This is a genomic window from Roseibium sp. AWQ4_254 (assembly GCF_056161025.1).
In genome coordinates this window covers 139495-152072 of sequence record NZ_JBSWYH010000004.1, presented here as the reverse complement: position 1 = coordinate 152072, position 12578 = coordinate 139495, and the positions used below count along the sequence as shown (strand labels likewise).

The following is a 12578-nucleotide window of genomic DNA, read 5'->3' as shown; positions in this document are numbered from 1 at the left end:
GGAAGCATTTGAGTGAGCGTATGACAACATCGCGGTTCCGACCCACAAAAGCAATGATCCTGGCCGCCGGAATGGGCAAGCGCATGCGCCCTCTGACCGCCACCACCCCGAAGCCGCTGATCGAGGTCAACGGCCAGGCGCTGATCGACCATGGCATGGACCGTCTGGCGGCTGCGGGCGTGAAAACCTGCGTGGTCAATGTCCATTATCTGGCGGATCTAGTGGAAGTCCATGTGCGCCGCCGGAGCGATATGGACATCCTCATTTCCGATGAGCGGTCCCGCCTGTTGGAAACCGGCGGCGGCATCCGCAAAGCGCTGCCGCTTTTGGGCGACGAGCCGTTTTTCCAGCTGAATTCGGACACCTGTTACTGGATAGAAGGCGTCAAGCCCAACCTGGAACACATGATCGATGCCTGGGACGAGGCGCGCATGGATGCGTTGCTTCTGGTGGCCGAAACGGTCAAGTCCGTCGGCTATTCGGGCCGGGGCGATTTCGAAATGGCCAAGGATGGCAGTCTGACCCGCCGTCTGGAAAAAGGGGTCACACCCTTTGCCTATGCGGGGGCGGCCCTGTTGCATCCGCGCCTGTTTGAAGGCACGCAGGACGAGCCATTCTCCATAAATATGCTGTTCAACAAGGCCATTGCAGCGGGCCGTCTGTTCGGGGTTCAGATGGAAGGGCTTTGGCTGCATATCGGCACGCCCGATGCCATTCGCGCAGCGGAATATGCGGTGCGCGAGAGCGCGGCCTGAGACCGCGATGCACCCGCCGCGCGCAGGCCTGTTCTCCGTTCCGCCCTCCGTCCCGTTTCTGAAGACCCTGGTCGATACGCTCGCCGACGGTTCCCTGATCCCCGGCTTTTGCCCGCTGCAGACGCCGCAGCTTCTGCCCACTGTGACGCTCTACGTGCCGACGCGCCGCTCCGCGCGCTTGTTGCCCCAGGTGTTTCAAGAGCGTTTTGGCGGCCGCCCGGTGCTGCTGCCGGCTATCCGGCCGGTGGGCGATGCGGACGAGGATGTGCAGGCCCTGAGCGGGGAGGCGGATCTGGAGGCCCTGCCGCCTGCCATGCCCGTTCTGGAGCGGCATCTGGCCATGACCCGGCTGGTGAAAGCCTGGAAGGGCACCTTGCGCCGGGAAGCCTTGAGCCTGCGCACCGACGAGCCCCTGGGCGTGCCCGCCTCAACAGCGGATGCGGCCTGGCTGGCCTCTGATCTGCTGGCCCTGATGGATGAGGTGGAGACCGAAGAGGCGAACTGGTCGGACCTGACCGCGCTGGTGCCTGAAGATTTTGCCCGCTATTGGCAGATCACGCTGGATTTTTTGAAGATTGTCCAGGAGGCCTGGCCTGCCCATCTTGCCGAATGCGGCCGGATGGACCCGAAGGCGCGCCGCTCCGCCCTGATCCGGAGGGAAGCGCAGCGCCTTGTGGCCACCCCACCGAAGGGGCCTGTGATTGTCGCCGGGGTGACCGGCTCGGTTCCGGCCACAGCCGCGCTGCTGAAAGCGGTCGCCGGGCTGGAGCAGGGGGCCATTGTGCTGCCCGGTCTCGACCGGCATCTGGATGACCGGTCCTGGCAATCTCTCGGCCTGCGCAGCGCCCCTGCAAAGGCTGCGCCGGGCCAGCCAGCCCCGGCAACGCTGCCGTCCCATCCGCAATATTCGCTGAAGCAACTGCTCGACCGGCTTGGGGCGGACCGCTCCGCGATCCGGGAACTCGGTCCGCAGCCTCCCGCCGCTCTGGCGCAGCGGGAAGTTCTGGTGTCTGAAGCCCTGCGCCCGGCTGATACCTCCGACGGCTGGACGGGCTTCTTGAGCGAGACCGGAACGGAAATGAGGGCGGAGGCCCTGAAAGATGTGTCCCTTCTTGTGGCGCGGAACGAAGCGGATGAAGCGCTCAGTCTTGCCATTGCCTTAAGGGAAAGCGTGGAGCGCGGTGAGACCGCAGCCCTGATTTCGCCCGACCGGATGCTGACCCGCCGGGTAGCGGCGGAGCTGTCGCGCTGGTCCATTCAGGTGGATGACAGTGCGGGCCGCCCGCTCGATCAGACCGCCCCGGCCATTTTGACACTGCTATCGGCCAAACTCGCGTTGGGCGGCTGTGATCCGATTGACCTTCTGTCCCTTTTGAAACATCCCCTGGCCCGCCTTGGGCTGCCCTTCAAGGATATCCGCTCAGCCGCCCGGGCGCTGGAGCGGGGGGTGGTGCGGGGCCCACGCGCCCGGCCGGGCACGGAGGGGCTTCTGGAGGCGATCGAGGCCAGCCGTTTGGAGGTGGGCAAGGCCCATACGCCGCGCTGGAAAAAGATCCATGACGGCGACTGGGAGGTCATGGCCGCTCTGGTGGAGCGGCTTGGCAAAGCCCTTGCGCCGCTGGAGGCGCTGGCGGGTCAGGCCGACCCTGTGTCCGTTTCCGAGCTGGCCCGGTGTCAGGTCGAGGTTGTTCAGGCCGTTGCCTGTGACGAAACCGGGTCCATGTCGGAATTGTATGCCGGGGAAGCGGGCGAGGCGCTGGCCCAGTTCTTTTCCGCACTGCTGGACGGCGAAACCAGTGGCCTGTCCTTTCCGGCGGGGGAATGGCCAACCGTTCTTCCGGCCCTGATGGCGGGCCAGTCTGTGCGGCGGCGGCTGCCGGGAGACCCGAGGGTGCAGATCCTCGGCCCCATGGAAGCCCGGCTGCAGAGCTTCGATGTCGCAATCCTGGGCGGCTTGAATGAAGGCACATGGCCCCAGCGCACGCGCAATGATCCGTGGCTGAACCGGCCCATGAAACGGGATATCGGCCTGGAACCGCCGGAACGCCGCCTCGGGGCAGCGGCCCATGACTTTGCGCAAGGGATGGGTGCGCAGCGGGTGCTCTTGTCCCGGGCTGGCCGTGTCGATGGCGCGCCGACTGTGGCCTCCCGCTGGCTGCAGCGTCTGACAACGCTTGCAGGGCCTGAGATTTCAGAGGCCATGGTGGCGCGCGGGGCGGTCTATGCGGAGCTTGCAGCCCGTCTGGACCAGCCTTCCGGACCCGTGCGTCCGGCGCTGCGGCCATGCCCGAAGCCGTCTTTGGCCGCGCGCCCGCACACCCTGTCGATCACGGAAATCGAGCGGCTGATCCGCGACCCTTATGCCATTCACGCCCGTCACATTCTGGAATTGCAGCCGGTCGACCCCATTGGCGGCGAGCCGGGTGCTGCCGACAAGGGCAACCTCATTCATGATGCGCTCGCCGAGTTTCTGGCCACCTGGACCGGGCCTTTTGATGACACGGCTGTGGCCGCCCTGACCGGGATTGGCGAAGAGCTTTTTGAACCGCTCGACGCCTTCCCGGCGATCCGGGCGCTATGGTGGCCCCGTTTCCAGAAGATCGCTGCAGGCGTTGTGGCGTTTGAGGCTGTTCGTTCTGCTGCGGTGGAGCAGCGGTTTCTGGAAATCGGCGGCGGGGTGGACCTTGCCCTGCCGGGCTTTCCGTTCCGCCTGCGCGGGCGGGCCGACCGGATTGACCGTCTCACATCGGGCAGCCTGTCCGTGGTCGATTACAAGACCGGACAGGTTCCCTCGCAAAAGCAGGTGGATGCTTTGCTCTCCCCGCAGTTGCCGCTGGAAGCAGCCATGATCAGGCGGTTCGGCTTCAAGGATGTTCCGGCGGACCGACCGGTGAGTGAGCTTTTGTATCTGCAGCTTAAAGGCGGTGTGGAGCCGGTGGTGGAAGCGTGCCGCAATCCCAGGGAAACGGAACTGGAAGAGCTGATCGAAGATGCCTGGCAGCGGCTGGAACAGCTGATCGCCCACTATGCCAGGGAAGACACCGGCTATCTGTCCCGCGCCCGCGTCCTGCAGGAGCGCATGATGGATGGCGACTATGACCATCTGGCGCGGACCCAGGAATGGGCCTTGTCCGGGGAGGAGAGCGGATGAGCGGCTTTCAGATCCCCGAGCTGACCCGGCAAAGGCAGGACCTCGCGTCGCGTCCGCGTGCATCGGCCTGGGTGAGCGCCAATGCGGGCTCGGGAAAGACCTTTGTCCTGTCGCGCCGGGTCGTTCGCCTGCTTCTGGACGGCACGGACCCCGGCCGCATTCTGGCGCTGACCTTCACCAAGGCGGCGGCTGCGGAAATGGCCACCCGCGTCTTCCGTATCCTGGGCGGCTGGGTGACCCTGGAAGACGAGGCCCTGGCCGCCGAATTGCAGGATATCGAGGGGCGGCGGCCGGATGCGTCCCGCCTGGCCATGGCCCGGCGTCTGTTCGCCCGGGCACTGGAAACCCCCGGCGGGCTGAAGATCCAGACCATCCACGGCTTTTGCGAAGCGCTGCTGCACCAGTTTCCCCTGGAAGCCAATGTGGCCGGTCATTTTTCCGTTCTGGATGACCGGGTGGCGGCCGAGCTGATGGCCGAAGCCCGCGCCAGTGTGTTGCACCGGGCCGAAACGGAGCCGGACAGCCTTCCGGGCCACGCGCTGGCTGCCGTCATTGAGCTGATGAGCGATGGCGGGGCGCAAAAGGCGCTGGAAGAACTCATCCAGAACCGCGATGCCTTCCGCCGCTGGACAGTGGATGCAGGCGGGTTGGAGGGCGCCCTGACGGATCTTGCCGCGCTGCTGGAGGTCACGCCGGGAGAGACCCTGGCGGAGTTTGATCTCAGGTTCAAGGCGGACTGCCCAGTTGACCTGCGTCTGGCCCAGGCTTATGCCGAAGCCCTCAACACAGGCACGAAAACGGACCAGCAGCGCGCGCTGGATCTGGTGGAAGCGGTCAGGATCAGCGATCCGCTGGCGTTCCGCACCGCATGGCAGGCGGTCTTTCTGACCTCGAAACTGGAACCGCGCAAAGCGCTGGCCACCAAGAAGGTTGCCGCCAGCTTTCCGGAGATGGTCGAAGCGCTGCAGGCGGAACAGGTCAGGCTGCTGGATCTGCTCAGCGCCCGGCGGAAGATCGCGACCTTTGAGGGCACGGCTTCGCTGCTGCGCCTCGCCGACGGGGTCATCCGCCACTATGAGAAAGCCAAGACGGCCAGAGGCTATCTCGACTTTGAGGATCTGGTCGTGAAGACGGCCACGCTGTTGCAGAAATCGGATGCGGCCCAATGGGTCCAGTACAAGCTGGATCAGGGACTGGATCATATACTGGTGGATGAGGCCCAGGACACCAGCCCGCGCCAGTGGGAGGTGGTCACTTCGCTGGCCTCCGAGTTCTTTGCCGGGACCGGTGCCAATGAGCGCATCCGCACCCTGTTTGCGGTCGGCGACGAAAAACAGTCCATCTATTCGTTCCAAGGCGCGGTTCCAGCCTATTTCGACGCCATGCGCCGGGCGTTTTCCAGTCAGGCCGAGGCGGCGGACCGTGAGTTTCATTCGGTCAATCTGCAGCTGTCCTTCCGCTCCACACCGGATGTGCTGGGGGCGGTTGACCGGGTGTTCCGGGACGAGGACGCCTACCGGGGCCTGTCCCAGGAGCTTGCCGCACCGGTTCATGAGGCGATCCGGCGGGATCCGGGCATCGTGGATCTGTGGCCGCTGGAAGCGGAGGCGGAAACCGACGCGCCTGATGACTGGCGGCTGCCGATAGATCATGTCGGCTCCGGCAGTCCGATGCTGAAAGTGGCCAGGCGCATTGCCCGGGAAATTGCCCGCTGGATGCGCGAGGGAACTGCCGATCCGGGCGATGTCATGATCCTGGTGCGCAAGCGCGGCCCTTTTGTGGAGGCGCTGAACCGGGAACTCAAGGAGCTGGATGTTCCAGCGGCCGGCAGCGACCGGCTTGTGCTGACCGATCATATCGCGGTGCAGGACCTGGCTGCCCTTGGCCGTTTTCTGCTGCTGCCGGAAGATGATCTTTCCCTGGCCGCCGTCCTGAAAAGCCCGCTGTTCAATCTGGATGACGACCAGCTTCTGGACGTGGCCCGGGAGACGCCGGACAAGGCCCGTCCCGGAACTTTGTGGCAGATGCTGGTCAAACGTTCGGAAACGTCCGGGCTATGGCAGGGCGTGCGGGCGAGGCTGGAAGACTGGCGTGCACGCGCCGACTTCGTACCGCCTTATGAATTTTATGCCCGGCTTCTGGGGGCTGATGGTGGCCGCAAGGCCTTCCGGGCCCGGCTCGGGGTTGAGGTGAATGACGTGCTGGACGAGTTTCTGGCGCTGACCATTGCCTACGAACAGGCCGGACCCCCGGGGCTGGAAGGCTTTCTGGCCTGGATCGCCGCAGCGCCCACGGAAATCAAGCGCGAGCTGACCAATACCAAGGGCATGGTTCGGATCATGACCGTCCACGGGTCGAAGGGGCTGGAGGCCAGGATTGTGATTCTGGTGGATCCGGGTGCCGCTCCGGTCAGCGCGCTCCATGATCCGTCTTTCCTGCCGCGTGCACGCCTTGAAAACGATCTTCTGCCGCCCGCACTGGTTTGGCTGCCGCCCAAGGCAGACCGCATGGACTGGCACGAGGCGGCCGTTGCCAGGCTCCGGGACGATCAGGCGGAAGAATACCGCCGCCTTCTCTATGTTGCGCTCACCCGTGCCGAGGACCGGTTGATTGTGTGCGGCTGGGAGCCGAAGCGCGGGGCCCATGCAGAATGCTGGTATTCCCTGGTGGAACGGGCCCTGAAGCCCGAGGCGCAGGAGATCATCACGGCGGATGGTCAGGTGCTCGCCTGGCGCTGGCAGAAAAGCGGCGCAGAGGCAGACCCGCACAGCGCGGCCGAAAGCGAAGGGCGCCCGGCCCCGTCCGGCGGTGCCGGGCCAGAGGCGGAAAAAACCATGCCGGGCTGGCTGGCAGAGCCGGTGGCGCCGCTGCCAAAGAAAAAGCGGCTGCAGCCCTCCAAGGCCTTTGAAGAGATGGAGGAAAAGGACGGGGTTGATCCGGTGCCGGCAGTCTCGCGGCTGGAAGCGCGCACCCAGCCCGCATCCTGGCCACTGGAGCGGGGGCGGCTGGTGCATCGGCTTTTGGAACTGCTGCCCGATCTTCCCGACAGCGAGCGCCTTCCGGCGGCCGGGCGGTTTTTGGATCAGGAGCTTGCCCCCGCGTTTTCCAGCTACCGTGCCGCGCTCTTGAGTGAAATCGAAGCGGTTTTGACGGCCCCTAGCTTCGCGCCGCTGTTTGGAGAGGGCGCGCTGGCGGAAGTGCCGCTGGTTGGAACGATTCGGGCCGCTGACGGCACCGAGGTGGAAGTCTCCGGCCAGATCGACCGCCTGCTTGTCGATGGTCACCGGGTTGTGATTGTCGACTACAAGACCAACTTGCGCCCTCCGGAGACCGCTGAGGCCGTGCCGCTGGAATACCGGGCGCAGCTTGCCGTTTACAGGGAATTACTGGCCCAGATCTATCCGGAGCGGGAGATCGAGGCCTATCTCCTGTGGACCTCTACACCTGCCTTGATGCAAATCCCGTCCGATATTCTGGACCGGACGTTCTCCGGACTGAAGCCGGATGGCCGTCCGGCTTGACGGCGGGCCTGCCGCTACCTACGTTCTGGCCAACTGGCACGCTTACATCGGGTAGGCGTCTGAACGCAAACCACGAGATCTTGATATGGCAACAACTCAAGTCACCGACGCCTCCTTCGAAACAGAAGTTCTGAAATCCGACGGTCCGGTGGTCGTCGACTTCTGGGCCGAATGGTGCGGCCCGTGCAAGATGATTGCTCCGGCTCTGGAGGAAATCTCCGAGGAAATGGACGGTGCGGTGAAGATCACCAAGCTCAACATCGACGAGAACCAGGACATGCCGATGAAATACGGCGTCCGCTCCATCCCGATGCTGATCCTGTTCAAGGATGGCGAGCCGATGGCAACTCAGGTTGGCGCGGCTCCGAAGGGCAAGCTCTCCGACTGGATCAAGAGCGCTCTTTGAGGTCGTTCTGCTGCCGCTGGCCGGCTGCGGAGCAAATGATTGCATCCGGCGGACGGGCTTTGCGCCCGCCCGCCGATTTGCTTTGAATTCTTTGCAACCGGTCTTATAAGCATTCGCATACAGATTTGAGCAAATCGCGTTTGATTGGATTTGTCTTTCGCTGCCTGACATCAGAGATTTGAACGCAAAAGACAAGCAGTTTGCAATCCGATGAACGCGACACGCTCTAGAGCCAAACGGATTACCCATGAGTGACGAGACCCAAACTCCGCAAAACCAGCCGTCTGACGCGACCCCGGAAACGGACACTGCGGCCTCTCAGCCCGAAGCGGCGGAGATGGCAGCAACCGATCCGGCCGAGGCTCTGAAAGCCGAAAATGCCGAGCTCAAGGACCGGGCTCTCAGAACCATGGCGGAGATGGAAAATCTGCGCCGCCGGACGGAAAAGGAAGTTAAGGACGCGCGCCAATATGCGGTGTCCGGGTTTGCCCGCGACATGTTGACCGTCTCCGATAACCTGAGACGGGCTTTGGAAGCGCTGCCCGAAGAAGACCGCAAGAACGCCGATGCGGGCGTGGCCGCGCTGATTGAAGGCGTGGAAATGATCGAGCGGGACCTGCTCAACCAGCTGGAAAAGAACGGCGTGCGCAAGCTGGACCCGGAAGGTCAGAAATTCGACCCGAATTTCCACCAGGCCATGTTTGAGGTGCCGAATACCGAAGTGCCGAACAACACGGTCGTGCAGATCGTTCAGGCGGGCTATGTGATTGGCGAGCGGGTGTTGCGCCCGGCCCTGGTCGGGGTCTCCAAGGGCGGCCCGAAAGAGGCGCCAAAAGAGGCCGGACAAGCCGAGGACACGACCGCTGGCGACGCAGGGCAGACGGTCGACAAGAGCGCTTGACGGAGCGCCTTCCCGAAGACTTCTATAAAAGCCGCCCGGAGTTAAGCTCCGGGCGGCTTTTATGTTTTCGCCCAAGGAGACGATGATGCTGCTACAGGTGCTGGATTATCTGGGCGTGGCAGTCTTCGCCATGACCGGCGGTATTGTCGCCTCCCGAAAGAAGCTCGATTTCATTGCGCTTTTGTTCTTTGCAACAATGACCGGCATTGGCGGCGGCACTTTGCGGGATCTGCTTCTGGGCGTGCCGGTCTTCTGGGTGGAAAATGAGGCCTATCTGCTGGTCTGCCTTATGGTCAGCATCTTCCTTTGGTTCTTCGCCCACTGGATCGAACAGCTCAACAAACCTTTGCGCTGGGCGGATGCGCTGGGCTTGTCTGCCTATTCCGTGATGGGGGCAGCCAAGGCGATGAGCGTGGGCGACACCATGCTGGTGGCTGTGCTGATGGGCGTTGCGACCGCCACCTTTGGCGGCGTCATCCGGGACACGATCGCCCGGGAAGCGTCCTCCATTGTGAAGCCGGAAATCTATGTCAGCGCCGCCTTTGCCGGAGCGGGCGGTTTTGTGGCCCTGTCGGCTCTTGGACTGCCGCAGACTGGCGCGGCCGTTGCCGGAGCGTCGCTGGCCTTGGTGCTGCGTGGAGGGGCGATCCTCAGGGACTGGACGCTGCCCGGCTACCGTGCCAAGAAAGAAACCTGATTTTTTTCGGTATTTGATCCGGCGCGGTGTGCTCTTTCAGCGGGCCGGACGCAGCCAAACGGCAGGGAGGCCGGTATGGTTCAGGTTGAGCATGGTGTTTTCTACTGGAATGAGTTGATGACCCGGGACACGGAAAAAGCCAAGGCGTTTTACGGTAAGGTCCTCGGCTGGACCTTCACCGACATGCCCATGGAAGAGGGGCCTGTCTATACGCTGGCCACTCTCGGCGACACGCCGGTGGGGGGCATCTTCCCGATGGCCGGGCCAGACTATGACGGCGTGCCGGATCACTGGATGAGCTATGTGGCCGTTGACAATGTGGATGAGCGTGTCGAACTGGCGCTTGCCCATGGCGGCGAAGTCATCCGCCCGCCCTTTGATGTGGCCGGAATTGGCCGGATTGCCCTGTTGAAAGATTCTGGCGGCGCCGTTCAGGGCTGGATGACCCCGAGCGAGATGGCGGGCTGAGGGGCGAGGCTGGGTGTCGTTTCAAACCGGGAGGGCCCGCTCAAACCGTGAAGGCCCGCAAGCTTCAAGCTGGCCCGCCCACTGCCTGGCGTCCCACTGCCAGCCCCCACTGTCCGACCGCATGTTCTTCGTCCCACGACCAACCTGACCCATGCCACAGTCTTCTGAATTGCCGGGGATCGGCAAGCTGCCTGTCTCAGGCCAGAGTCGTCTGGATGCCTACTGGTTCTGGGGGGCGCTGCCCTCTGAAGAGGACATGCGAGCGCAGCTGGCCGGGTTCCGGGCGCAGGGCTTTCAGCGGATTTATATTCAGGCCCGGCTTTCCCTGCCGCGGCCTGTCTACCTGTCTGACGCCTGGCTGACGGCGTATCGCAAGGCGGTCGACCTCATGGCTGGGCTGGGTCTCACGGCCGGGCTTTATGATGACTATGCCTGGACCAGTGGCCAGGCCGGGGGGCGCACCGTTGCAAGCGCGGATCATCTGCGAGAGACCCATGTTTTCTGGGCTCGTGGATCGGCGCGGGAGATCCGGATCGACGGCATCAGGGCAACGCTTGGTGCAGCGCTTGGCCCGGCGGTTCAATCCTGGATCCATGAGAGCGGCACCCCGGAATTCGAGGACTGGAGCGTGGTGGCCGCTGTGCTCAAGGAGCCGGGGAAAGCGCCGCAAGACATCAGCTCCGGCGTTCGGCTTGAATCGTGTGATGCACAGCAGGCAACGGTCCGCTTGGTGTGGGACATGCCCCCTGGGGCCAGCTGGACGGTCTTTGCCCGCGCCCGTGTGCGGACCTCGCGGATCATCAACTATCTCCTGCCGGAGGCGGGCCGCCGTTTTGTGGAGCTTGGCCTTCAGCCCTATGCGGACGCGCTCGGCCCCCATTTGGCCACAACCGTGGACTGTCTCTTTTTCGATCAGCCGGCCCCTGTCCTTTACGACTGGCCGGGCCGCTATGGCAATTTGCGCAACAGCCTGCCCTGGAGCGATGCCTTTGCGGACGCCCTTGCCGCTGACGGGTCTGTGGCGCTCCAGCTGGCTGCGCTCTTGGACGGTTCCGACGCCGGTCCCGTCCGCGCCCGGGCCTACCATTTGCTCAACACAATGATGCAGAAGGCGTTTTTTGAGCCGGTTCGCGGATTTTGTGACCGTCATGGTTTGACGCTGACGGGTCATGAGATTTTGCCTCATGTGGGCAGCTTTGCGCTGAATGGCGGCTTTTCCGGCATTGATCCTCGGGTGGCAATGGCGGCGGATTTTTTTGGTCTGGACCGCTGGCGGGACGAAACGGCTGTTGATGCCAACAATCTGGGGGCCCAGCTTGCTCCGCTCCTGGGGGACAGTCTTGCCAGAGCCAGCGGGCGGAGGGGCTGCTGGACGGAACTCTATCTGACCGCAGAGCGCACACCGCGCAGGGCCGCAGGCCAATGGGAACTGACGCCTGCGGCCCTGCGCAGCCAGCTCTTGCGCCTGCACATGCTGGGGGCAAGCCGGATCATCCTGCATGCGCTTTATGCCGGAGGCGGCCGCAGCGACAGCCTCGGAGACGGGCCACCGGAGCCGCTTGAAACCCTGCTATTCGATTTTCCGCCGGGCTATAATCTTCAGCCCTGGTGGCCGGTTCTGGGAGACCTTTCGGAAGAGGCGGGCAGGCTGGCCGGGTTTTTGGAGGCGGCAAGCCCGCCGCCGCAGGTCGCACTGGTCTATCCGTACGAGACCGCCTTGCGCGAAGGTCCGGCCCATGCCCATGGTGTTGCTTTCGGGGCCTGGTGCGAACAGCTGCTGGCCCATGGCCACCGGCCTCTCATCTGCGACGAGGCCGGATTGGATCACCTTTGCCGCACCGGACAGCTTTTCGGATCTCAGATCGTGGCGGTAGCTCTGCCCGGAGAAATCACCTTTCAAACCCCGGGACTGTGCGCGCGCCTCGCAGATTTGAAGATCCCGGTGCTTGGAAAGCCGCCGGTATCCGTGTCCGGCCTGTTCCCGCAGGACGTGCCGGTGCTGGAAAAAGGGGCGGGCGTCCGCGCCTTGCTGGCTGGACGGGATGCTGCGGGACACTGGCAGGTGGTGCTTTTGAACGAAAGCGATCAGCCGGGCGAAGCCGCTGTTCTGTCTTCTTTGGGGCTTGCTGTTTTGGAAAGTGATATCCCGGCGGCGAGAAGGCTTGATGTCCGGCTGGCACCCCAGGAGTTACGCTGTCTGCGCTTGCAGTCAATCCGGGCGGAGACCGGGAGGGTCTGGCTGCCCTCTGCCCATCCAACGCCCGGTCCCGCCTTCCAGGTCTTGGACACCGGATGGACGTTGGCAAGAGGAGACGAGATCAGACCGATCCGGGTTGATGAGGGCTGGCAGGCTCAAGAGCTGGCAGACTGGTCCGGAACCGGGCTCTATGAGTGCCGCTTTGTGCTGGACGAAGACAGGGCGCTGATGCTGGACCTGCCCGGTGTGGCCTGTGTTGCGGAGGTCTTTTTGAACAGTCATCCGGCCGGGCGCCGCCACCACGCACCTTTCCGCTTTGAACTCGGCCTCCTGGCAAAGGGCGAGCATCATCTGGCCATCCGTGTTGCCAATACATTGGCCAATGCCCTTTATGCCGGGACGGAGTTTGCCGGGAGCCTCTGGCCGGATGCATCCGGCCTCACGGCCCCGCCCGTTTTGCGGGATCTGCCGGGGGACTGATG

General features: G+C 63.9%; 8 protein-coding genes. All 8 read left to right on the top strand.

What is annotated here, in order from left to right; all coding sequences use genetic code 11:
- The first annotated feature begins 20 nt into the window (after positions 1–20).
- Positions 21–755: a nucleotidyltransferase family protein gene (locus tag ACXAIC_RS04600; RefSeq protein ID WP_475174107.1), complete on the top strand. Its 735-nt coding sequence runs from the start codon at positions 21–23 to the stop codon at positions 753–755.
- A 7-nt stretch (positions 756–762) separates the two neighbouring features.
- Positions 763–3906, top strand: coding sequence for a double-strand break repair protein AddB (gene addB, locus ACXAIC_RS04595; RefSeq protein WP_475174105.1), 3144 nt, complete (start codon positions 763–765; stop codon positions 3904–3906).
- Positions 3903–7427 (top strand): double-strand break repair helicase AddA, encoded by a 3525-nt coding sequence (gene addA, locus ACXAIC_RS04590; protein ID WP_475174104.1) that lies wholly within the window; start codon positions 3903–3905, stop codon positions 7425–7427. Before addB ends, addA begins: the two co-directional genes overlap by 4 nt.
- An 85-nt stretch (positions 7428–7512) precedes the next feature.
- Positions 7513–7833 carry a thioredoxin gene (gene trxA, locus ACXAIC_RS04585; protein WP_475174102.1) on the top strand — a complete coding sequence of 107 codons (321 nt, stop codon included), beginning with the start codon at positions 7513–7515 and terminating at the stop codon, positions 7831–7833.
- A 247-nt stretch (positions 7834–8080) separates the two neighbouring features.
- Positions 8081–8734 carry a nucleotide exchange factor GrpE gene (gene grpE / locus ACXAIC_RS04580; RefSeq protein WP_475174100.1) on the top strand — a complete coding sequence of 218 codons (654 nt, stop codon included), beginning with the start codon at positions 8081–8083 and terminating at the stop codon, positions 8732–8734.
- 85 nt (positions 8735–8819) lie between these two features.
- Positions 8820–9431, top strand: a complete 612-nt coding sequence (locus tag ACXAIC_RS04575) for a trimeric intracellular cation channel family protein (protein WP_475174229.1) — start codon at positions 8820–8822, stop codon at positions 9429–9431.
- Between the two features lie 75 nt (positions 9432–9506).
- Positions 9507–9899, top strand: coding sequence for a VOC family protein (locus tag ACXAIC_RS04570; RefSeq protein WP_475174098.1), 393 nt, complete (start codon positions 9507–9509; stop codon positions 9897–9899).
- Between the two features lie 151 nt (positions 9900–10050).
- Positions 10051–12576, top strand: coding sequence for a carbohydrate-binding protein (locus ACXAIC_RS04565; protein WP_475174097.1), 2526 nt, complete (start codon positions 10051–10053; stop codon positions 12574–12576).
- Positions 12577–12578: the final 2 nt, after the last annotated feature.

Coding starts and splice junctions, on each gene's coding strand:
- ACXAIC_RS04600 (WP_475174107.1), top strand. CDS start 21: ATGACAACATCGCGGTTCCGACCCACAAAAGCAATGATCCTGGCCGCC.
- addB (WP_475174105.1), top strand. CDS start 763: ATGCACCCGCCGCGCGCAGGCCTGTTCTCCGTTCCGCCCTCCGTCCCG.
- addA (WP_475174104.1), top strand. CDS start 3,903: ATGAGCGGCTTTCAGATCCCCGAGCTGACCCGGCAAAGGCAGGACCTC.
- trxA (WP_475174102.1), top strand. CDS start 7,513: ATGGCAACAACTCAAGTCACCGACGCCTCCTTCGAAACAGAAGTTCTG.
- grpE (WP_475174100.1), top strand. CDS start 8,081: ATGAGTGACGAGACCCAAACTCCGCAAAACCAGCCGTCTGACGCGACC.
- ACXAIC_RS04575 (WP_475174229.1), top strand. CDS start 8,820: ATGCTGCTACAGGTGCTGGATTATCTGGGCGTGGCAGTCTTCGCCATG.
- ACXAIC_RS04570 (WP_475174098.1), top strand. CDS start 9,507: ATGGTTCAGGTTGAGCATGGTGTTTTCTACTGGAATGAGTTGATGACC.
- ACXAIC_RS04565 (WP_475174097.1), top strand. CDS start 10,051: ATGCCACAGTCTTCTGAATTGCCGGGGATCGGCAAGCTGCCTGTCTCA.